This is a genomic window from Acinetobacter sp. 778_lipA (assembly GCF_058242985.1).
The window spans coordinates 3,510,015-3,532,669 of record NZ_JBZAYT010000001.1 but is presented as its reverse complement, the minus strand read 5'-3'; the positions used below and the strand labels follow the sequence as shown (position 1 = coordinate 3,532,669).

General features: G+C 39.3%; 16 protein-coding genes. 7 read left to right on the top strand and 9 right to left on the bottom strand.

Features of this window, described 5'->3' with window-relative positions; genetic code table 11:
* Positions 1 to 13 precede the first annotated feature (13 nt).
* The 7 genes from AC4CUY_RS16645 to AC4CUY_RS16615 all read right to left on the bottom strand — a co-directional run bounded on the left by AC4CUY_RS16645 (position 14) and on the right by AC4CUY_RS16615 (position 12,734).
* Complete coding sequence (locus tag AC4CUY_RS16645) at positions 14 to 1,246, bottom strand: beta-ketoacyl synthase N-terminal-like domain-containing protein (protein WP_336952059.1); 1,233 nt, start codon at positions 1,244 to 1,246, stop codon at positions 14 to 16.
* Positions 1,247 to 1,548: 302 nt separating this feature from the next.
* Positions 1,549 to 1,674 carry a hypothetical protein gene (locus AC4CUY_RS16640; RefSeq protein ID WP_419820040.1) on the bottom strand — a complete coding sequence of 42 codons (126 nt, stop codon included), beginning with the start codon at positions 1,672 to 1,674 and terminating at the stop codon, positions 1,549 to 1,551.
* 20 nt (positions 1,675 to 1,694) lie between these two features.
* A complete protein-coding gene (locus tag AC4CUY_RS16635) occupies positions 1,695 to 5,537 on the bottom strand; it encodes a DUF4132 domain-containing protein (RefSeq protein ID WP_490774472.1) in 3,843 nt (1,280 codons plus the stop codon).
* 129 nt (positions 5,538 to 5,666) lie between these two features.
* Positions 5,667 to 7,820 (bottom strand): hypothetical protein, encoded by a 2,154-nt coding sequence (locus AC4CUY_RS16630; RefSeq protein ID WP_419360714.1) that lies wholly within the window; start codon positions 7,818 to 7,820, stop codon positions 5,667 to 5,669.
* Positions 7,817 to 9,001, bottom strand: coding sequence for a VWA domain-containing protein (locus AC4CUY_RS16625; RefSeq protein WP_336952055.1), 1,185 nt, complete (start codon positions 8,999 to 9,001; stop codon positions 7,817 to 7,819). The genes AC4CUY_RS16630 and AC4CUY_RS16625 overlap by 4 nt, the downstream gene beginning before the upstream one ends.
* Positions 8,998 to 11,604: a DUF5682 family protein gene (locus AC4CUY_RS16620; protein ID WP_490774471.1), complete on the bottom strand. Its 2,607-nt coding sequence runs from the start codon at positions 11,602 to 11,604 to the stop codon at positions 8,998 to 9,000. The genes AC4CUY_RS16625 and AC4CUY_RS16620 overlap by 4 nt, the downstream gene beginning before the upstream one ends.
* Before the next feature lie 38 nt (positions 11,605 to 11,642).
* The gene (locus AC4CUY_RS16615; protein WP_336952053.1) at positions 11,643 to 12,734 is read right to left on the bottom strand and encodes an ATP-binding protein; all 1,092 of its coding nucleotides are present in this window, start codon (positions 12,732 to 12,734) and stop codon (positions 11,643 to 11,645) included.
* A gap of 311 nt (positions 12,735 to 13,045) precedes the next feature.
* On the opposite strand from AC4CUY_RS16615, the gene AC4CUY_RS16610 reads away from it, so the two are divergent.
* The 7 genes from AC4CUY_RS16610 to rimI all read left to right on the top strand — a co-directional run bounded on the left by AC4CUY_RS16610 (position 13,046) and on the right by rimI (position 20,982).
* Positions 13,046 to 14,527, top strand: a complete 1,482-nt coding sequence (locus tag AC4CUY_RS16610) for an EcsC family protein (RefSeq protein WP_419360718.1) — start codon at positions 13,046 to 13,048, stop codon at positions 14,525 to 14,527.
* Between the two features lie 147 nt (positions 14,528 to 14,674).
* Positions 14,675 to 15,049, top strand: coding sequence for a 30S ribosomal protein S12 (rpsL, locus tag AC4CUY_RS16605; protein WP_004648013.1), 375 nt, complete (start codon positions 14,675 to 14,677; stop codon positions 15,047 to 15,049).
* 179 nt (positions 15,050 to 15,228) lie between these two features.
* Positions 15,229 to 15,699, top strand: a complete 471-nt coding sequence (gene rpsG, locus AC4CUY_RS16600) for a 30S ribosomal protein S7 (RefSeq protein WP_004655203.1) — start codon at positions 15,229 to 15,231, stop codon at positions 15,697 to 15,699.
* Positions 15,700 to 15,886: 187 nt separating this feature from the next.
* The gene (gene fusA / locus AC4CUY_RS16595) at positions 15,887 to 18,025 is read left to right on the top strand and encodes an elongation factor G (RefSeq protein ID WP_336952051.1); all 2,139 of its coding nucleotides are present in this window, start codon (positions 15,887 to 15,889) and stop codon (positions 18,023 to 18,025) included.
* A gap of 93 nt (positions 18,026 to 18,118) precedes the next feature.
* A complete protein-coding gene (tuf, locus tag AC4CUY_RS16590; RefSeq protein ID WP_004723653.1) occupies positions 18,119 to 19,309 on the top strand; it encodes an elongation factor Tu in 1,191 nt (396 codons plus the stop codon).
* 221 nt (positions 19,310 to 19,530) lie between these two features.
* Positions 19,531 to 20,412, top strand: a complete 882-nt coding sequence (locus AC4CUY_RS16585; protein ID WP_096735010.1) for a metal-dependent hydrolase — start codon at positions 19,531 to 19,533, stop codon at positions 20,410 to 20,412.
* A gap of 111 nt (positions 20,413 to 20,523) precedes the next feature.
* Positions 20,524 to 20,982 (top strand): ribosomal protein S18-alanine N-acetyltransferase, encoded by a 459-nt coding sequence (gene rimI, locus AC4CUY_RS16580; protein ID WP_336952050.1) that lies wholly within the window; start codon positions 20,524 to 20,526, stop codon positions 20,980 to 20,982.
* A gap of 38 nt (positions 20,983 to 21,020) precedes the next feature.
* Here rimI and AC4CUY_RS16575 read toward each other — a convergent pair whose 3' ends face one another.
* Both AC4CUY_RS16575 and aat read right to left on the bottom strand, forming a co-directional pair.
* Positions 21,021 to 21,836: an arginyltransferase gene (locus AC4CUY_RS16575; RefSeq protein WP_336952049.1), complete on the bottom strand. Its 816-nt coding sequence runs from the start codon at positions 21,834 to 21,836 to the stop codon at positions 21,021 to 21,023.
* A 23-nt stretch (positions 21,837 to 21,859) separates the two neighbouring features.
* A complete protein-coding gene (aat, locus tag AC4CUY_RS16570) occupies positions 21,860 to 22,591 on the bottom strand; it encodes a leucyl/phenylalanyl-tRNA--protein transferase (RefSeq protein WP_336952048.1) in 732 nt (243 codons plus the stop codon).
* Positions 22,592 to 22,655: the final 64 nt, after the last annotated feature.

Genomic DNA, 22,655 nt, shown 5'->3' with positions numbered 1-22,655 from the left:
AACAATTCTTTGTTTAGCCTTCCCATTTTTTAAAAATGAGACAAGCATTGACACCGCCAAAACCGAAACTGTTACTCATCACAGTATTCAATTTTGTATCACGTTTTTCAAGTACGATGTCATAACCTTTTGTGCCTTCATCTAGTTCTGTGACATTGATGTTTGGCGCGATAAAGTCATTTTGCATCATCAATACAGAATAAATGGCTTCTTGAACACCAGCAGCCCCCAGACTGTGACCTGTCATAGACTTGGTTGAGCTTAATGGTGGAACATTACCTTCACCAAATGCACGACCCATCGCAAGAAGTTCAGTCACGTCACCAGCAGGTGTTGAAGTACCATGGGTATTGACGTAGTCAATCTGATCCACGCCATGTTGTTTTGCTTCTTCTAAAGCCATCAAAATACAACGGGTAGCACCTTCACCTGATGGTGCAACCATATCCGCACCATCCGAATTTGCAGCATAAGCAACAACTTCTGCAAGAATATTTGCACCACGTGCTTGAGCATGTTCAAGTGATTCAAGTACAACAAAACCACCACCACCCGCAATCACAAAACCGTCACGGTCAGCTGAGTATGGGCGTGACGCTGTTTCTGGAGCATCATTATATTTAGAACATAGTGCGCCCATCGCATCAAACAATAAGCTTTGTGACCAGTGATCTTCTTCACCGCCACCCGCCAACATTAAATCTTGTTTACCTAATTGAATCAGGTTGTAAGCATAACCAATTGCATCAGCTGAAGTTGCACAAGCACTGGTGATTGAATGAGCAACACCTTGTAATTTGAATGCAACACCGACATTGGCAGTAATGGTGTTAGACATATTACGTGGTACGAAGAACGGGCCAATTTTACGTGCACCTTTTTCTTCTAAAAGTTTAACCATCTCTGTAACAGATGCAGTTGAGTTCCCACCTGAACCCCCTGCAATACCGTAACGAGGATTACCGCCCAGTTGCTCTGGTGTTAGGCCAGCATGTTCTACAGCTGCAAGTGCTGAATTGTAGGCATACATTGCACATACGCCCATGAAGCGTTTAAGTTTACGGTCAATACCATCAAAATCTTGTTCAGCTGCGGCACTGACATGACTTTTAAAATTAAGTTCTTCGTACGTTGAATTATGACGTGTCCCTGAAATACCATTTTCCAAAGAGTGCTTAACAGCTTCCAATGTATTACCGATACATGAGTTAATACCCATACCAGTGATGACAACACGACGGTTCATGCAAAGTCCTTTATTTTAGAATACAGAATGAATGTTTACATTTAAACGCGTTTACTTTTTTAGTTCAATGGCGAAAGATATTGATTCTTGTGCATCATTAAAAACCTTATATTGTATGCTCAAAAGTCAATTAAGTGGCTGAAAATAAATATATTTATTATTTTTATAATAATATGAATTCATGATGGATATTTACATCAATTAGGCAAAACCATCCATAAGCAGGACTAATTAGAGAGGGTTTGAAGCAGTAATTTTTGAAATAAATTTTAAATACTGGAATGAGCATGGTGTTTTATTGCCTATTGTAGAACGATGCCTGTATTTAGATGCTGAATCGAATTACCCATATAACCGATATGATGACTATCAACAGTCATCATATCGGTTGCAATACAGCTGACATCCCCTGTAGCAAGTCTAAACAAAAATTCTTAGTCTTTATGAATTACCAAGGCGTTTTCTTTTCCCACTCTAGATCAAAACCTGATGTCGATGCAGCAACTTTTAAATAGTCTGCATAGCTCTCAGCCAATAAAATTGGTGGAATCTGTTTAAGTGGAAGTTCATTGTTATTCCAAGATCGACTGGCTTTTTTGCTAAAGGTGAGTTCATAAAGTACAGCTGGAATATTTTCCTCTGGTACATAACTTCCACTAAATGTAATTTCTACATCTATACCCAACTGTTTATAAGGTTTGGTATAGCGGTCAAATGAGCCACCATCTTCAATGCTGGCACGTTGATAGCCTAATTTGGTTACAACACCACGTAGGGTAAATGTGTCTGTAAGCCAGCCGTTATGATCCTTGATTTCAGTGACATTATCATCTTCAAGCTTTGGCAGGTGATGGGTCATCTGTTCAAATAAGAATTTTACTTTATAGTCTTTAAAATGTGCAATCCACTCTTTCGCTTCCTTTTCACCGACCAAAACCGCATGAGAAATTTGAATTTTACTGTCTGTGCAAAGCTCGATTTCATCATCGTCTAAATTCAGTAATGCACCATCATCACTTGGTCTAAAACTGATTTTTTCACCATTGGTTTTGATCTCAAGCCAAATCAGTTTTTGGATTAAGCGTCTCATGATTGGGTGAGCAAAGATATATTCTTGCCACTCAGCAACATTCCACTGACGTTCGCTACACATTGCCTCGTACAAACGACCTGTTTGCATATCAACGACTTGTTTAAACTCTTTTTTACTGGTACTAAACAGTGCTTTGGCTTCTTTGATCAGGCTTTCATCATCATTTTGGCGGGCAGCAGGTAGCGCTTTAACTTCTTTACCTTCTTCATTTTTAAGAATGAATTTATCTTTATCATCAACAATTGCACTAAAGTTACGTGAACCATATTGTAGCTGTAACACTCCATTTTCATCTAAACCTGCTGTTGGAATAGTGCGATCGGCCAACTCATCACTTGTCCATTGATTACGTTCAGCAATTTCAGCAACCAATGTGTTTGCAAGTGTTTGCACCGAAGCGGTACGGTAACGACGTGAAAGTGAAAGCAACAGTTGGATGATTAATGGATCATTACTGATCGATAATGCACTAATCATGGCTTCAATTTGTGAGCGACGAGGGTAGTGTTGCTTCATATAGTTCTGCAATTGTTTTACTGCGAAACTTCCTTGCGCATTGGCCGTCAGTGAAAGCATACCTTTACTTTTGATCGCGGAACCCAGATAAAGTCCTAAACGTTCGCGTTTAATCTCTTCAATCACTTCTTCTAAAGTGATGGTACCGTATTTGGCATAATGTTCAGGATATTTTTCACCATAACGTTTGTATGAATCACGATAAGAACTCAGACGGCCAGGTGCTTCTGTGGTTGCATATTGTGTTGCTTCATCCAATGGTGTTTGTAAGGTATCTTGATGAATAAAACTGTGTAATAAATGATTGGCAAGTTGTACCTGATCTTTTTGATCGAGTAAGCCACTATAGCGTTGCAATAGGGCATTGGCTCTAGGCTCTTTCAATTTTTCAGCCAATATCACCCACCATTTGACAATTCTAGGATCAACCTCTTTGCCATTCTGCCATTTCACTTTTGGCAATGTTTCAAAATCAAACCATGTAAAACTGCTTGAAAGTTTGCCTTTCAAACTGTCTTCTGCTTCTTTCAACAGCACTTCTGGTTTGAGATAAGCATTAATATCTTGCCCAAGCTTTTCCAATGCAGTTAAAAGTGCAGCTCGAACAATTTCTTTTTTCTCTTTTTTAAGTAAAGCATTCAGAGGTTTTACTGCATCCTGATTTTGTAGACGTGCCAACCATTCAATTGCGGTGATTCGAATGTCTTGTTTACCTGACTCTAAGGCTTCTATGGCACGTTGATGAATGTCAGGAAGATGTTGTAAGGTTTCTTGCGCTTCATAACGCAAACGCTTATTTTCACCCAATGCAAATTCGAGTAAACGCGGAATAAACTGTACTGGCAAGGATGGGAAGCATTTAAGTACAAAGATGGCATCTGATGGATTAAAGCTTTGGTATTCATTTTGTTCTAAAGATGGAGAAAGTCCCAATGCTTCAGTTAAATACTCTTGATTTTCCGCAAAAAATGGCCAAATTTTATCTTTCTCATAAATATGATCTTGTAAACTTTGATAATAGGATGATCCCGCTAGAATCCCTTGAGCAACTCGACGTTTTGGATTATTAAATTTTGCCGCATCCAAGGCCTGAACGATATGGCGAAGTTCATAATTGGCATATTCTTCAGGTTTAAGCATTTCAAATAAATTAGGCCAATAGATCCAATTCCGATTGCGTATCGCAATGATTCTCATGGCATGATTAATGGAAAATTCAGGATATTTTTTATATTTATTTTTATGGGTAATAATATTTTCAACTTGGTGTACATTTTTAAAAGATGCATCACCGTTCAGTTGGTCAACAATCGACGTTAAAGTTTGATGATTGATTTTTTTAAGTTGCTTTAAATGATCTTGAGCCCAAGTTCTTTTATAACTTGCTGTTTTATTCTCTTCAATTTCATCGGCAGCATTCTGTTCAGCTTTTGCCAAAATTTCTTGATAATTTTCTAAAATAACCTCGGTAAAACTTGCTGGAATTTTTTGTTCAACAAACGGTTGAAAGATTGGTGCTTCAAAATCTTGTTGTAATTGCGCAGTATCAACAGATCTTAAGCGTTGAATCGCCATTTGTAAGATTTGTTGTACAGATTTTTGTTTTTCCAGTTCAAATGCTTGTTCTAGTACAGTCAGGTTGTCAGCACCTAAACGTGCCAATAGATCTGCAGAGAAACCTCGTTCCTGACTTGAACCTTCCAATAGATTTTGATTTAAATATTTTTGGCTATCTTCTGGATTTAAATTCGTCAATAGACTGGTGGCTTTAGTACGAATAGTTTTAGATTTCCCTACAGAAAGTTTTACAATCAAGTCAGGGATTTGTTTGATCAATATTGTTTGTTTGGCGATATAGTCTAAAAAGTTTTCTTGTCCAATGATACTCAGTGTTGGAATAAGTTTTCTGAGTTGATCTAATCGGGCTGAAATGAAATCTTGGGTGTCCTTGAGTAATAATATTTTATCTAATTTACTAGAATGATAACTGTCGATATTTTGGCGTTCAAATAGATAAGGTAGCAGTTCATCGCCTAAACCCTGTTGATCACTTTCAAGTAAATCAAATAGTTTTTGTTGGGTCCAATTTTGCTTTAACAATTTATTCGGATCTGCTTCGCTAAAATGCTGGCTATCAAAAGCGGTAATAAATGTGTCTACTGTGAGATAAATAAACCAAGTGGGTACTTTTTCATAAATATTGGTAAAATTTTTCTGTTGTGTTGCAGCTTCAAGCACTTTGGCAAAACGAATGATTTGTTCAAACTCTAATTCTTCAAAGATCTCACCATAATAACGACGGCGTAGTTTTAGTGCTGCTTCAGCAAGCTTATTTTCTTTTTTATCCAGTGATTGATTGTTTTGAGGCCAGTACCAGCTATAGGTACCCGGCTTTCCCAGTAAAAGTAGTGCTTTTTCATTAGGGTATTGCTGTAATTTAAGTAATATTTCCGGATTTTCTCCATCCAAAATAAACAAAACCACATTTTGATCAAGTTGCTCTTCAATGACGGCCAAAGGCTGGAAAATATGGTAGAGCTTTTCAACTTTATTTTTTAGATCTTCATTATATTTTTGAATATGGTCATGATCATTGGTTGAGTTTGCTTGTTGTGCTTTAACCGCCTTATCCTCAGGCTTTAAAAACATCGACTCAATTTTTGAAAAAAGTTTATTTAACATCTGTATTCCTTTTGAGCAAATCGCTGTTGCTTTTCTATAGGCGCTAATACTTTAGGCTTTAATACTGTGCTTGGTAGTTCACTAAAATTATAGAAAAATATCATCAATTTAAATAGCAAGCTTAATTTATCACGACGTAACTTGTCCTTCTAAAGCGATTCTATGATTTAGGCGTTGTAGTTGTAATAAAACATGTCGCCATTTTAAAAGCTGACTGGCTAAACTGTGCTGGGTGGAATCTGATTTGAGTGAGTTTTGAATAAAGCTTAAACCCAAATCTGCAAACTTTTCAGCAAAATCATCTAGTTTAACCAAATCATCCGTATCCAATTTTGAACGACCTGTATTCGCATAGAATTCAAACAAGGCTTGTGACTCCAAGATCAAAAGGTCTAATACAGATAAATGTTGCTGCTGTTTCCACTGCTTTTTTTGTTCGAGCAGTTTTTCAATACGACCCGTAATCAGCTCAACCAAGCTACTTTTCTTCTGTACAGGATGGTCATAATCCAGACTGAATATTTTTAAACCTTTTGGCGTTGTTAAAAATACACTACATGGAATGAATTGAATTTGTTGCTGTGTTGTTTCGATACGTACCAACGTTGCGATAATTTTTTCATTATGAATCAGTTGGGTGAGATGTTTAATTCGTGCACGGTATTCAGGTTCTATCGGAATGACCAGTTTGAGTGCTCTATTTTCATCGTCAGTGATACGGTATTCAAAATATTGCTCTAGCTCGTTGAGTTCAGGTGCTGTGATACTTTTATGGCGAAGCAGTACATAACGTGATTTAAGCTGTTCTAGGCTTGAATGCGGAAGAAGCATTTGCTGTAAAGATTGCCATGTTGAAATGCCAATATTCATTTGTTCTAAATCGGATTGGCTAAGTGCATTCAACATGCCTTTTGGTAAAAAACGAGTATCTGTGCTGGCACTAAGTTGTGTCTCTGAACTGGATTTTGCATGGGTTAATTCAAGTTGATGTTGCAGTAAAAAGCTGAGAGAACTCCCCCAGATCCCAGTATTGGCTGCACTGTGCATATCAAAGGTGCGATCTAAATGATTGGCACGTGCCTGAGTCACTTCTTTGAGTTGTTGCTCTTTTACATCCCAGAAGCATACTGTTAGACCATGTGCACCACTCTCTGTATTCCACCATTCACAACCAAGAGGGATCAGATGCGCTATGCTTTCTTGTTGATAGTCACGTTGTACAGCACCTCGAAGTTGTCGCAATGCTTCGGCTTGAACATCTGGATTTAAATGCTCGATTTCTGACAGTGCAGCCAAATAGGCATACAAATGTGCCAATTGATTAAAAATCTGTTGCTCATCAACCTGTATATCTGCTTCTAAAAACTGCTTCATTGAACCATGTAAAGCACGCAATAAGCTCCCTAAACGTGGTAAGTTTTGTGCGCGTGCTTGCATATTTAAAATATGCAGTGACATGACCATTTCTTTGGCCAAATGTGACAAACCTTGCTGAATAAAGTTTTGACAAATGATTTTAAGTTCTTGGATCAATACCCGATCATCAGGTGAAAGTTGCTGTGTAGGATGGTGTTGTTGCGCTGTTATATCAATTGACCATTGCCATTTTTCAGGGACATTTTTGAGAAATAAATAAGCAATACATGCCAAATGCCCAGCAACTTTTTGTTTGTCAGCGATTTCTGACAACATGCCTTCAAACCCTGTTGCGGGGTAGAGAACAACTGGATTGGGACTTAAATCGGTTTGAAAAATGATTTTATATTCTTGAATACCAATTTGACAATGTTCAGATTGAAGCAACCAATTTTGTACAAATTCATAGGCCAAACGAATATTGGCTTTGCCTGCTTGTTTTTGGATTTTACTTAGATCAAATTCTAAAACAGTTTCAAGGGCCGATGTTGTAGCTTGTTTAGATGTCTCAGTATGTTGAGATGCTTCCTGTTGAGCGAGCAGTACTGTATCTTCTCGATTATTGTTAGGGCTATTTTCACTTGGGGTATTTGCGGTCGTCAGGAGTGTTTCATGTTCCTGAACCCATAAAATACTGCTGAGAATGTGTTTACAACAACCTTGTGCTGAACAACTACACAATGCTTTGGTGATGCCTTCAAAGGGCAGTTTAACTTCACATTCTTCGACTTTAAATACCAGTTGATCGTGCTCTTGTTGCAGTAGTTCAACAGCATCTAAGGCTTTACGGGCACGACGTAGAAGACCAGCATTGCTGTGCATGGTTAGGCTGTCTTCATCGTATTGAGTATAAATATGCCAACTCATTGCATCACCTCTGCAAACCATGTCGCCAAATGTTCGGGGGTCATTGCAGCGATTTGCATACCGCGTTCTTGGAGTTTTTGTGCCATATTGATGTCATAAACAGGATTGGCTGCTTGATCCAGCGCCGCAAGCCCAAGTAGTTTGCAGCCTTGTTGGTTGAGTTGACTGGTGGTGTTGAGCATTTGTTGAACGGATGCACCTTCTTCAAAGTCACTGATCAAGACTAAAATACTGCGATTGGGTTGTTTAATCTTTTTTTGACAGTATTGCAAAGCTTGACCAATGTTGGTTCCGCCACCGAGTTGAATGGTCAGTAAGACTTCAACTGGGTCATGTGCCAAATGGCTTAAATCAACAATTTGAGTGTCAAATAGGACTAGACTAATATTGACCGCAGGCAGAGCTGCCAAAATACTGGCACATACTGCTGCATACATGATCGAATCCATCATCGAGCCACTTTGGTCGACACACAGTACAATTTCCCATGGCAAATGCTTCTGTACACGGGCATTAAAATAAGGGGTTTGGATAATCAGTTTTTGTAAATCAGGCTGATAATTTTTGAGATTGGCTTGAATGGTCCGTTTCCAATCAAAGTTTTGTGCCTGTTTAAGATGTGAACGCTTAAAACGATTACGGCGACCTTGTAACGCTTTTAAAAATTGTGTGCGGATTTTTTGTAAGAGCTCTTCCACGACTTTTTGAATTAATTCTCGAATCGCATCTTTCATTTCATTACTTAAACGACCGCGCATACTCAGCAAAGCTTTGGCAACCGCAGGGTTGGGTTCAAGTTGTCTTACATGCTCTGGGTTTTTAAATAATTCAGTTAACTCATAACGTTCTATGGCTTGTTTTTGCATACGTTCAAAGGTCGATTTTGGGAACAGTTTTCGACTTTGGTTGAGCCAGTTAATCGCGTTAAGTTGAGAGGCTTCTAAACCGCCATGGCGGTTTTTCCCTTGTTGGATGCCCCGACGCTTATATTCATTTTGGTAGAGATAATCGAGATTGTGTTCAAGTTTAAGTTGATCGCCTGACAATGCCGCTGTTGATAAATTCTGGTCGGCATATCGACCGAGCATCAAGCGCCAACGGCGTGCTTGATCCATGGCATCAAGAGAAGCAGGGGGATCGGAGTTTTCATCAAGATTTGGTTCAGGAGGTAATTGACTCATTTATTCACTCCTTGTTGTTCTGATTGCTGTTCAAGCTGTTGTTCTTGATTAGAGCGATTGATTGCCCAGCGATCTAAGTGATCATATTCAAATATTTTTTGCAGTAGTTGGTTAAGTTGTATGCCCTGGAATACATCCTGTTCCCCAATATGACTAAGCACTTGATCGAGAATGACATTCTCTCCTAGTCCTGTGGTTTTAGCGATAATTTTAGATACTTTGGTGCTTTGCTTTGGGGTGAGCTGACTAAAGATATAGCGTAAATCAGGTAAAATCCGAATAAAGGTGTCTTCCGTCCAATGACTGACCAATTGGTGAAGTGCATCAATTGCAACATTGGATTGCACAAAGATTTCAGGCGCAATAAAAAACATGCCATGTAGGTATTGCACAGCGTTTTCAGGATCGCTGCCCACTGCAAAAGCCAGTTGTAATTGTTGTTGAAGTTGATTTTGCTCAATTTGATGATCTAAAAATTGCAAAGTATTTAGCGCGCCTTTGAGTGAGCTAAGATGAAATTCATCAATTTTTGCCAGATCAATTTGGCTATACATCAGTTCCAGTAAATCCACAGCTTGTGCATTCACGACTGCATGTTGTAGTGAAGAATTCCGTTGCTTGATATTTAAAATCAGTTCATGCAAGGTTTTTAAGTTGCTAAGATTTTGTTCAATTTTTTCTTCATGGGTATCGTAAATTTGATCAAGTAAAAAACAGGCCTGATAGACGGCAAAACTTAAACTTTGTATCACGATTTTTTCGGGTAAATTTAACAGTTTGTGACCATGCCATAAATAATACAATTGCTGTGCTGCACCAATCACCGATGCAAGGTTTTGATCGCTTTCTAAAAAAGTATCGAGTTGTTGACTGAGCAATTCTAAATGTTGCTTTAATCCTAAGCGGCACGCCAAAGCTAGCAATTTGGCAGTTTCAAAGGCAGATTGCCCGACACCTTTTGCTTCATTTCCTTGCTGTAGTTGAATAATTTTAAGCAGTGCAATTTGTTCGAGTTGGTTGCCCATTTCTGCCAGTTCAATCAAACGTGCTTCAACACTTGGTGTCCATGCATAGCGCCATTCCTCAAACAACAAATCCAGACTGGCACCCTGTACAAAATCTGGACCTGAAATACGTTGGGCAAAATTACAGCCTACAAATTCCAGTAAATGCAAATATTGGCTAATGTTCTGATGTAAAGGTTTTCGATAAATATCGAGTTTTCGATTGCGTATAATGGTGTCATTTAAATTAAAACGATAGGCTTTAATCTGTTGATAGGTATTTTGTAATAATGCAGGACTGTGCTGATTTTGAGCAACCTTACCAAGTTGTTGTCCACTTAAAAACTGAAAAATTAGGGTAAATAAATGCTGTTGTCCATCATCCATTTCCCCTTTGATGAGTGCTGATTGCAAAGCATCGAGTAAATCATAACGGCTTGGTTGATGATGTCCACGAAGGCAAGCCAATTGCCAAGCAAGTTCAGCGGTATTTTTTAGTGCGATATAAGGCGTTACATCCAGTGCATTTTCTTGGTTTAAAAAATGGCACAACTTATTTAAATATTGAAAAAATTGCAGTTGTGTCTGTTCAACTGTTGGATTGTTTGCAGATTTTAAATTTTGCCAATGTTGTTGATAATATGCAGGTGAGGGCATACCTGAAGCATAGCCATTTAAAGCATCTAAACGATCGAAACTATAGCGAATCAGCCAAGCTTGCTCTTGCCAGTTTTGCTTTTGATCTTGGACAATAAAACGTTCTGCTTGCTGTGGGGCTACTAGATTTTCAATTAAGGCAAGACTATGAAAGCCACCCGTGATCACCAAAATTTTATGCTTGGGATCAATACTATCTTGGATGCAATTCCACATCACATCTTCACGATGTAATGAAGCATCTTGCAAAAGTACCTCACGCTCATAATCCAAACGTGCTAATGAACACCAAGCAAAAACATCATCAAAAAATGTTTGAGCATGTTGCAGTTGTTCAACATTTTGCAGCTCGAATAAATGATCCCAAAGTTCATCATGATTTCGGCAATGCATCGTTTCAGCAAGTTTTTGGATATATTGGCTATGTGCAAAATAACGTTCAGACAGCAGACTTTTTTGTTGCCAGTCCAAATCAGACTGTTGCGTTTTTAAGGCACTTTGTTTTGCCCAATCCAAGTCAATAAATTTAACGTCTGCTCGAATGTATTTTGCCTGTTGGATAGCGACCCATTCAGGGGAGTATTCACAAAAAGGGAAGTAGGCAGAAAAGATTTCTGGTTGAACTTCTGCATTACTTTCATGCGCTTCGTCAGCACCATTTTTATTTGCAGCGCCTTTTTGGGGGGAGGTTTTATTTGAATAACGTTGCGCTTGTGCAAATATTGCCACAGGAGGCTGAGTGGCTTGGTTCTGTAAGCTTTCAATTAAGAATTCAAAACTTGTTGGTGCTTCGATTAAAATGTGTGTGGGCTTAACTTCATCGATATATTGCTTGAGCGCGTATGCACAAGCGGGGCTATGATGGCGGATTGGCGCAAAAAAAACGTTTTGTTTTGCCAGTTGCTGTTTCAGTTGAAATGCCTGTTTTAAGCGTTCAGGCATTTCCCCTCTCTCTATATTTCGATCCAGCAGCTGCATGATTAAAACTCTCGGCTGGCTTCATAGAAACTTTTCCAATCAGCATCCTTACGTGCACGCTCTTTCACCACAGTATCAAGATAGTAACGCAGGCGTTTAGCATCATCTGGATTATCTTTAAACACAACCCCAATCAATTGTTGTGCGAGGTGTTCTGCTTTTAATTTTCCATCACTGAGATAAATGGCTTGTAGACCTGCCGCATGGGCAATATTGACTGCTTCAGCAGTAGACATAACAGCATCAGGCGTTTTAAGTGTTGCGCCTTGCAGACTTTGTCCTGTTCTAAGCTCATTGAAAATGGTCACCAAGAGTTCGATGACTTCTGGGCGAACTTGGATTTCACTGTATAAATCAGCAAGCTGGTTCTTAAGTTGTAGTCCCACCAGTTCGATTTCAAATTTTTGGTCACGAATCGGTTTTACCGTTTCAAAGTTAAAGCGACGCTTTAATGCTGCTGACATTTCATGTACGCCACGATCACGCAAGTTTGCTGTTGCGATGATGTTAAATCCTTGTGTTGCTTGCAAACTAAAATCTTGTCCCATTTCAGGGATCATCATTTGCTTTTCAGACAGTAAAGACACCAATACATCCTGAATTTCAGGTGGGCAACGTGTGATTTCTTCAAAGCGGGCAATTTGTCCATTTTTCATAGCATAGAAGAGCGGGGAGGGAATTAATGATTTATCTGTTGGTCCTTCCGATAAAAGTAATGCGTAGTTCCAAGAATATTTAATATGGTCTTCGGTCGTCCCCGCTGTTCCTTGAATCGTGAGCTGAGAATTGGCTGAAATTGCAGCACTAAATAGCTCTGAAAGCATTGATTTTGCTGTACCTGGTTCACCCACCAGCATCAAACCCTGATTGCCCATCAAGGTAACCAAGGCACGGTCAACTAAAGCATCGTCACCATAAAATTTTTTTTGAATATCAAGTTTGGCATCACCCAAAATAAATGAGCGAACAGCGTAGGCAGAAAGTTGCCAACCTGCTGGCTTTCTATGTTGATCTTGTTCTTTTAAGCGTTCTAGTTCTGCTTGATATTTTTGTTCTGAACTGTGTTTAATTTGATTTTGAAAATTTTGCTTCATAATGATTCTGTATATTTTATCCAATGAATCTATCATAACTGGCAAAGACTAAGATGACCACTAGTACGTAAGTCGCCCGCGACAAATTATGACATCTGTTTGTTATAGAAAGTATTTTTAAGTAAATTGAGTACTGTAATTGCAAGTGAACTAGGGTTAGATTGTTTATAATTGTATAGTATGATGATCTGTATTGAAATTTTGTGAAATAGTGATTGTATTGATTCGCAAATCAGTACATTAATGTAAGCGTTGAGAAACTATTTAATACAAGCTTTAGTGTTTGAAAAACCACAGTTACGAGGGTGCACATGGCAAATTCTAATAAAAAACAATCCGGCGGATTTATTTCAAATGCTTTTGGCGTAGCCAAAAAGCTAAGCGAAACAGGTTTAAGTGTGGTCAATCATGTTGCTCCTGGTACGGTGAGTAAATTGAGCCACAGTCCTAAAGTTGAATCCGTTGTGCAAGGTACTGCTCAAGAAAGAAGTGCTTTTGAGCGTAAACAATATGAAAATCCTCAACAGATGCTACGAGAACATCTACCGAATGTAACGGGACAGCTTTTGGGGAAACATTTTAAAAAAATCAATAATGTCGCTTCGTTTATTTCGCCAGATTTAAACGATAAATTGTCTGATTTTATTTTTGATAAGCTCAATGAGTTTGTTTCAGAATTGACGTCTGTAGATGCTGTTCTAAAAGAAGTGGGTGCAAAAAGCTTGGCAGAATTGGCTAAGGATACTGAACGTTCACAACGAATCAGTATTGCATTGGCAAATCAGAATAAAATTATAGCTGCAATTCAAGGTGCGGTTACTGGTGCGTTTGGTGGCGTAGGTGCAATTCTTGATGTACCTAGTTCACTGGCTTTGGCACTTCGAAGTGTTTATCACACTGGAAGAGCGCATGGTTTTGAGTTGAATGCAAAAGATCATGCCGTTGTTGAATACATCTTTAAACAAATTGATCTAGGCACTGTTGCTGAAAAACACGCATTAATGGCGGCAATACGAACTTTTGCAGGGGTGTTGCAAACTCACAATGTGAGTCAATTGCAACAGCTTTTAGGTTCAAGCAATGATATAGAGCTGTTAAAAAAATGGGTGGCAAATGAGGATGGTACATTTAAGTTGCCGTGGATGAATAATCTTCCACATTTTAGCTTGCTGACACGACTTACACCCCTAGCTACGATGGGAATCAGTGCTGTATATAGCTGGAAGTTAGTCGATGATGCAACTGATAAAGCTCAAATCGTATTTTCAGGTGCAAGGCAATATTTGTTACAGCATTCTGATGAAAAAATTGATGTATTAGAGGCTTATGAAAAATTTAGTCAATTGATCTCAGATGCGCATCCCTTGCTTTTAGACGACAGTAAAGCACAAACACTTACAGAGAAAGCAGAGCATCAGGTTGAAAATGAAGCAATTACTCATGTTGAAGTGAAAGAAAAAACCAGTGAAACTGTTGAAGAGCCCAATGCTGAGGAAAAAGTTGGGCAGGGGATTCAAAAACTGGCTGAAACTCACATTGAAGATAAACATGCGACTCAACTGGAAAATAAAGCGACACCAGTAAAACCTCAACGCACTGGGCAAAAGAAAGCAGTAACAGTGAATGCTTCTACAGAGAAAGCAAAAGAAGTAGCGAAAACATCGGCACCTGCGAAAACTGTAACAAAAAAGCGCACCCCTATAAAAGCTAAAGCGACTGCAGAAAATGTGGTAAAATTAACTGAAAAATCGCAAGAAGTTACTGAAACAAAATCAGAAAATAAGCCTGATTAGGTTGAATCATCTATTCAGCCAAAGCTTGAAATGGTCAATATTTGACACCATGTTGAATGTTGACCATTTTTACTTCTTGGCTTACAATTGCATGCCCTCAAAAAGTGGTAATTTTTTGAGGCTTTTTATTAACGGGAGAATTGCCATATGGCAACAACAAATCAGTTGATCCGTAAGGGTCGCACAACTTTGATTGAAAAATCAAAAGTTCCTGCGTTGAAGGCTTGTCCACAACGTCGTGGTGTTTGTACACGTGTTTATACAACTACACCTAAAAAACCTAACTCAGCAATGCGTAAAGTTTGCCGTGTTCGCTTAACTTCAGGTTTCGAAGTTTCTAGCTATATCGGTGGTGAAGGCCATAACCTACAAGAGCACAGTGTTGTTCTTATCCGTGGTGGTCGTGTTAAAGACTTACCAGGTGTACGTTACCATACCGTTCGTGGTTCTTTGGACTGTGCTGGTGTTAAAGATCGTAACCAGTCTCGTTCAAAATACGGTACTAAACGTCCTAAGAAATAATCTTTTAAAGATTAGCTTCTTAAGAAGATAGAGCCGCAATCCTTTAGCGTCTCGCTTGTCTGATTTCTGCATTAATTTTGTGAAATTCAAGCGACGTGTAGTAAGGCCAGTGAATAGCACACGACACTTTGTGCTGATGCTGGATAAACCTGAAGTGTCATATTTATAGGTAGATTAAAATGCCAAGACGTCGCGTAGTTGCTGCTCGTGAAATCCTTCCGGATCCTAAGTTCAGTAGCCAAACAATCGCTAAATTCATGAACCACGTAATGCAAGATGGTAAAAAGTCTATTGCTGAAAGTATCGTTTACGGTGCTTTAGACCGCGTTCAAGAAAAAAACAAAGTAGACCCAGTTGAATTTTTTGAGACTACTCTTGAAAAAGTTCGTCCTATGGTCGAAGTAAAAGCACGCCGTGTTGGTGGTGCTACTTATCAAGTACCTATGGAAGTACGCCCATCCCGTCGTACTGCCTTAGCTATGCGTTGGTTGGTAGATGCTGCTGCTAAGCGTTCTGAAAAAACTATGGCGTTACGTCTTGCTGGTGAGTTGCTTGATGCAGCTGAAGGTAAAGGCGCAGCGATCAAAAAACGTGAAGATGTGCATCGTATGGCTGAAGCTAACAAAGCCTTCTCTCACTACCGCTTCTAAGCGGCTAAAACAGTCCCTAATCAGGAGAATACTCATGCGTACTGCAGCACGATTTAACATCGCCCTCTACCAAAGTGGGGGATTTGCGGGTATTTAAGTTGCCCATTACGTATTGAGTATCCGTACGCATCAATGCTTCATTGATGCGTCCTGTTTTAAACAACAAAATTTAGGAATGCAAGAAATCATGGCTCGTCAAACCCCAATTTCTCGTTATCGTAACATTGGTATTTCTGCGCACATTGATGCGGGTAAAACTACAACTACTGAACGTATTTTGTTCTACACTGGTGTATCTCACAAAATTGGTGAAGTACATGACGGTGCAGCAACAATGGACTGGATGGAACAAGAGCAAGAACGTGGTATTACAATCACTTCAGCTGCTACGACGTGTTTCTGGTCTGGTATGGGTAAGCAGTTCCCTGAACACCGTATCAACGTAATTGATACACCGGGACACGTAGACTTCACAATTGAAGTTGAACGTTCTATGCGTGTTCTTGACGGTGCGTGCATGGTTTACTGTGCTGTAGGTGGTGTTCAACCTCAGTCAGAAACTGTATGGCGTCAAGCAAATAAATATAAAGTGCCTCGTTTAGCATTCGTGAACAAGATGGACCGTACTGGTGCAAACTTCTTCCGTGTTGTTGAACAAATGCGTACTCGTTTAGGTGCTCATCCTGTACCTGTAGTGATTCCGATTGGTGCTGAAGAAAATTTCCAAGGTGTTGTTGACCTGATCGAAATGAAAGCAATCATTTGGGATGAAGCTTCTCAAGGTATGCAGTTCGAATATGGTGATATTCCTGCTGATCTTCAAGCATCTGCTGAAGAATGGCGCACCAATATGGTTGAAGCTGCTGCAGAAGCATCTGAAGAGTTGATGGACAAGTACCTTGAAGAAGGCGATCTTTCTAAAGAAGACATCGTTGCGGGTATTCGTGCGCAAACTTTGGCTGGCGAAATCCAACCAATGCTTTGTGGTACAGCATTCAAAAACAAAGGTGTTCAACGTATGTTGGACGCTGTAATTGAATTCTTACCATCGCCTACTGAAGTTAAGCCTATCGAAGGTATTCTTGACGACAAAGCTGAAACTAAAGCGATTCGTGAAGCATCTGATGAAGCGCCATTCTCTGCATTAGCGTTCAAAATCATGAACGATAAGTTCGTAGGTAACTTGACTTTCGTACGTGTTTATTCTGGTGTTCTTAAACAAGGTGACCCAGTATATAACCCAGTTAAGTCTAAACGTGAACGTATTGGTCGTATCGTACAAATGCACGCAAATGATCGTCAAGACGTTGAAGAAATTCGCGCTGGTGACATCGCTGCATGTGTAGGTCTTAAAGACGTGACAACTGGTGATACGTTGTGTGATGAGAAAAACATCATTACGCTAGAGCGTATGGAATTCCCAGAGCCAGTAATTTCTCTTGCTGTTGAGCCAAAAACTAAGGCTGACCAAGAAAAAATGTCTATCGCTCTTGGTCGTTTGGCTAAAGAAGATCCATCGTTCCGTGTACGCACAGACGAAGAATCTGGTCAAACGATTATTGCGGGTATGGGTGAGCTTCACCTTGACATCCTTGTTGATCGTATGAAGCGTGAATTTAACGTTGAAGCGAACATTGGTAAACCAATGGTTGCTTACCGCGAAACAATCAAAAAGACTGTTGAGCAAGAAGGTAAATTCGTACGTCAAACAGGTGGTAAAGGTAAATTCGGTCATGTATATGTTCGTTTAGAGCCTATGGATGTTGAAGAAGCTGGTAAAGAATATCAATTCGCTGAAGAAGTTGTAGGTGGTGTAGTACCTAAAGAATTCTTCGGTGCGGTTGACAAAGGTATTCAAGAACGTATGAAGAATGGTGTATTGGCTGGTTACCCTGTTGTGGGTATCAAAGCGACATTATTTGATGGTTCTTACCATGATGTCGATTCTGACGAATTATCGTTCAAAATGGCAGGTTCTTACGCATTCCGTGATGGTTTCATGAAAGCAGATCCTATCTTGCTTGAACCAATCATGAAAGTTGAAGTAGAAACTCCAGAAGACTACATGGGCGATATCATGGGTGACTTAAACCGTCGTCGTGGTATGGTTCAGGGTATGGACGACTTACCTGGCGGTACTAAAGCAATTCGTGCTGAAGTTCCACTTGCTGAGATGTTTGGTTACGCGACTCAAATGCGTTCTATGTCTCAAGGTCGTGCGACATATTCTATGGAATTTGCTAAATATGCTGAAACTCCACGTAACGTGGCTGAAGGCATCATTTCTAAATTCCAGTCTGGCGGTAAAAAAGGTGACGACGAGTAATCTTTCGATTACTATAAGCCCAAACTAATTCATAGTTAAAAACCAAGTGCTCATGCAGTGACCCTGCATGAGTAGTTTAAAAAGGAAGCTCTCATGGCTAAGGCTAAGTTTGAACGTAATAAGCCACACGTAAACGTGGGTACAATTGGTCACGTCGACCATGGTAAAACAACTTTAACTGCTGCAATTGCAACAATTTGTGCAAAAACTTACGGCGGTGAAGCTAAAGACTACGCAGCAATCGATTCTGCACCAGAAGAAAAAGCACGTGGTATTACAATTAATACTTCACACGTAGAATACGATTCTCCAATTCGTCACTACGCTCACGTAGACTGCCCAGGTCACGCCGATTATGTTAAAAACATGATCACTGGTGCTGCTCAGATGGATGGTGCGATCCTTGTATGTGCTGCGACTGATGGTCCAATGCCACAAACTCGTGAACACATCCTTCTTTCTCGCCAAGTAGGCGTACCTTATATTCTTGTATTCCTTAACAAGTGTGACCTTGTTGATGATGAAGAATTACTTGAATTGGTAGAAATGGAAGTTCGTGAACTTCTATCTACTTATGACTTCCCAGGTGATGACACGCCTATCATCCGTGGTTCAGCACTTGCTGCACTTAATGGTGATGCTGGTCAATATGGCGAATCAGCTGTACTTTCACTTGTTGAAGCGCTTGACTCTTATATCCCAGAACCAGAACGTGCTATCGATAAAGCATTCTTGATGCCAATCGAAGATGTATTCTCTATTTCTGGTCGTGGTACAGTGGTAACAGGTCGTGTAGAGTCTGGTATCGTTAAAGTCGGCGAAGAAGTTGAAATCGTTGGTATTAAAGATACAGTTAAAACAACTGTAACTGGCGTAGAAATGTTCCGTAAACTTCTTGACGAAGGTCGTGCGGGCGAGAACTGTGGTGTTCTTTTACGTGGTACTAAGCGTGAAGACGTACAACGTGGTCAAGTACTTGCTAAACCAGGTACAATCAAGCCGCACACTAAATTCGATGCAGAAGTATATGTACTTTCTAAAGAAGAAGGTGGTCGCCATACTCCGTTCCTTAACGGTTACCGTCCACAGTTCTACTTCCGTACAACTGATGTAACTGGTGCAATCCAATTACAAGACGGCGTTGAAATGGTTATGCCAGGTGACAACGTTGAAATGTCAGTAGAACTTATCCACCCAATCGCAATGGATCCAGGTCTACGTTTTGCGATCCGTGAAGGTGGTCGTACAGTTGGTGCTGGTGTAGTTGCTAAAGTAACTGCATAATCGCTGATTGTGTAAAAAGAGCGCTCCTTTGGAGCGCTTTTTTTATCGATAAAATAAACCCAGCTATAAATTGTTAGACAATACCTATCAAAAGCTGTCCTTAACTGATATTTGTGTGACCTAATCTGCAATTATTAAACTTTCATAAAAACGTAATATAAAGAAAGAGAAAAACAAACATAAAGAATTTAAGTGAATCTCACTTAATAGGAGGAATCGCAATGAATGCAAAAGTGAATATTTCAAACCGTGCTGGTGCATCTTTCCCTGTACGTCGTATGGATTTTAATTTTGACGACGTACCTGAATATTGGGCAAGTGGTTCGGCGGGTATTACACATTTCATGACTGCATTGTCAGCATTGTTCCCAGATGGCGAAAAACTTTTCATCGACTCAGTACGTGCGGTGCGTTATCACCCTGCGATTAAGGACAATGAAGCATTACAAAAAGAGATTAGTGCTTTCATTGGTCAAGAAGCCATGCATACCAAAGAGCATGAAAACTTTAATGCTTCAGCAAAAAAGTTTGGTCATGATGTTGAGAAATACGAGCGTGAAACAGGTGTGTTAATTCAGGGTGCACGTAAATGGTTTGCACGTGCAGTCAAACCATTTGGTATGACTCAAGAAATGGTGGATTTAACCGCGACGACTGCATTAGAGCATTTTACTGCAACAATTGCTTCGCAACTGTTAGTCAATGGACATATCCAAAAGTTAATGACTGATCCAACCATGTCGTATATGTGGTATTGGCATGCTGTGGAAGAAAATGAACATAAAGCAGTAGCTTATGATGTTTATGAAGCTGTATTTGGTAAAGGTATCAAAGCTTATGGTTTACGTACCACAGCTTTAGTTTTTGCAATGGTACTGATCTTTATGGCGCAATCATCTTTTGTAGTGCGTTTATTAAAAGAGGATGGAAAGCTCAACCTAAAAGAGCTCGGTATTATTTATAAATATGCTTATAGCCCATCTAAAGGCATTATCACAGGAATGACCAAAGAAATGTTGGCATACTTTAAACCAGGTTTCCATCCAAATGACCTAGATACTGTAAGTTTGCTCGAGACATGGAAAGCGAAACTGGGTCTGTAAGGCTTTTAAAGTGAGTATTTAAATTAAGGAGCAACAATTGTTGCTCTTTTTATTAGACTTATTGGTTTAATTTCTTATAATTCATTTTTTATATTGAGTTGATAAACGCAGATGATTCGTTTAATGCAATCTTCAGATCTGCACACTGTTTCTCAAATTGAAGACTTGGTACAAAGTCATCCTTGGAAAAAAAGTCAATTTGAAGAGTCCATAACAAGTTATCTAAGTACGGTGATTGAACAAGACCATCAAGTGGTGGGTTTTTGTATTCTGCAACCTGTTTTAGATGAAGCGAATTTATTACTCATGGCGATTCATCCGAGCCAGCAAGGTAAAGGGCTAGGCTATCAACTGTTAGATGAATCAATTGCATTATTAAAAAATAATCCAGTACAAATCTTTCTTGAAGTGCGTGAGTCAAATAAAGCTGCGATTGCGCTTTATGAAAAAGCCAACTTTCATCAAATTGATTTAAGAAAAAATTATTATCCAAATCAACAGGGTGGCCGTGAACATGCAATTATTATGGTCAAATCCTGTAGTGATGATTTTTCAAAGTTATTTAAATAAGTTCTAATAATTTATAGAATATTTACAGTGAAAGCCGATTATTTAATAATCGGCTCATTCCATTCTGAAGGCAGGGTGGTCATCAGCATATCGCCCAATTCTTCAATTTCTTTAGCCTCCAAATGACGATTGATCCGTCGCCATTGCCCATCTAATAATAATTCAAATGGTGCATATTGAGATTTGTAATTCATTTTTTCAGCATGTGGAACCCAATACCCGAGGTAAACAAAATCTAAATCCAACGATTTTACATATTCAATTTGTTTGAGAATCGCAAAAACCCCCAGTGAGCGCTTACTTTCATTTGGATCAAAGAAGGTATACACCGCAGAGACCCCATCATCCAATTGATCGCAGGTAGAGACACTAATTAAACGATCATCTTTCCATAGTTCAAGGAAAAAGCTGTTGGTACAGCTATGGATCAGGAATTTTTCAAATTGGTCATAGCTGGGTGGGAACATATCACCATCAGCATGTCTTTCAATAATATAGCGCTCATATAAATGGTAATGCGTTTGTGTCGCCTCTTGGGTCGAAATAATTTTAACGGTTAAATCTTGATTGCGTTTCCATGCTTTTTTTTGAGCACTGCTCATTTTAAATTCAGCAACTGGCACCCGACAAGATAAACATTGACGGCAAAGATGACATTCAGGGCGATAAACAAAGTCACCACTGCGTCTAAAACCTACACGCGATAATTCGGAAAGTGTGACAACATCAATACGATGTACAGGATCGAGAAACACCATACGTGCAGATTTATTTTCTAGATAACTGCAATCATGTGGTGGCGTAATATAGTATTGTAAGTCGTTTAATAGGGACTTAGGATGATAAGAATTCATAAATCATGTCCCTCCTTTTATTTTCATTCCATTAAGCGCGATAAAATCGCTATTGTTTTACTTGAAAATACACGCTCTTGATAATTTTTCCAATCTATTGAGGGTTGTTTTATTACATCTTGTAACGATTTAAGGTATTCATGGCGAGAAAGTGTACAAGCACCGAGGCTGAGTAAGTGATCATTGACCAACTGACAGTCAATCCACGGTAAGTTATTTTCTCGGCCCAATAACATCAGTGTGTAAAAAGCCATTTTAGAAACATCGGTTTGAGTGCTAAACATCGACTCACCAAAACAACCATGCCCAATCGTCACACCATACAATCCACCTACAATTTTATCTTGATCCCAGACTTCAACGCTATAGGCATAGCCAGCCTCAAACAGTTGGCAATAACCGTGAATAATCTCTTCAGAAATCCAGGTTTCATCCGCATAGCTACGTGGGAGTGAACAGGAACGGATGACCTGTTCAAAAGCATGATTGATGGTAATTTTATAATCAAACTTTTTCATATTTCGCAGTAGTGATTTACTTGGATGATAATCCTGAGGGCGAATGATGCAACGAGGTTCTGGACACCACCAACATATTGGCTCACCTTCGGAAAACCATGGAAATAAGCCATGTGTATAGGCTTCATATAATGTAGAAGGTGCTAAGTCTGCGCCTATACAAATCAAGCCTTGTTCATCTGGATCAGCTTCTATTGGATCTGGAAAAATAAATTGTGAAGGGGAGATTTGATTCACGAGAATTCATCAATAAAAAAGATCAGCTTTATCTTAGCTGATCATGTGATTAAATGTCTAAACA

Bases quoted from the DNA above. Each gene is read 5' to 3' on its own strand.
- AC4CUY_RS16645 (WP_336952059.1), bottom strand. From the start codon at position 1,246: ATGAACCGTCGTGTTGTCATCACTGGTATGGGTATTAACTCATGTATC.
- AC4CUY_RS16635 (WP_490774472.1), bottom strand. From the start codon at position 5,537: ATGTTAAATAAACTTTTTTCAAAAATTGAGTCGATGTTTTTAAAGCCT.
- AC4CUY_RS16630 (WP_419360714.1), bottom strand. From the start codon at position 7,820: ATGAGTTGGCATATTTATACTCAATACGATGAAGACAGCCTAACCATG.
- AC4CUY_RS16625 (WP_336952055.1), bottom strand. From the start codon at position 9,001: ATGAGTCAATTACCTCCTGAACCAAATCTTGATGAAAACTCCGATCCC.
- AC4CUY_RS16620 (WP_490774471.1), bottom strand. From the start codon at position 11,604: ATGCCTGAACGCTTAAAACAGGCATTTCAACTGAAACAGCAACTGGCA.
- AC4CUY_RS16615 (WP_336952053.1), bottom strand. From the start codon at position 12,734: ATGAAGCAAAATTTTCAAAATCAAATTAAACACAGTTCAGAACAAAAA.
- AC4CUY_RS16610 (WP_419360718.1), top strand. From the start codon at position 13,046: ATGGCAAATTCTAATAAAAAACAATCCGGCGGATTTATTTCAAATGCT.
- rpsL (WP_004648013.1), top strand. From the start codon at position 14,675: ATGGCAACAACAAATCAGTTGATCCGTAAGGGTCGCACAACTTTGATT.
- rpsG (WP_004655203.1), top strand. From the start codon at position 15,229: ATGCCAAGACGTCGCGTAGTTGCTGCTCGTGAAATCCTTCCGGATCCT.
- fusA (WP_336952051.1), top strand. From the start codon at position 15,887: ATGGCTCGTCAAACCCCAATTTCTCGTTATCGTAACATTGGTATTTCT.
- tuf (WP_004723653.1), top strand. From the start codon at position 18,119: ATGGCTAAGGCTAAGTTTGAACGTAATAAGCCACACGTAAACGTGGGT.
- AC4CUY_RS16585 (WP_096735010.1), top strand. From the start codon at position 19,531: ATGAATGCAAAAGTGAATATTTCAAACCGTGCTGGTGCATCTTTCCCT.
- rimI (WP_336952050.1), top strand. From the start codon at position 20,524: ATGATTCGTTTAATGCAATCTTCAGATCTGCACACTGTTTCTCAAATT.
- AC4CUY_RS16575 (WP_336952049.1), bottom strand. From the start codon at position 21,836: ATGAATTCTTATCATCCTAAGTCCCTATTAAACGACTTACAATACTAT.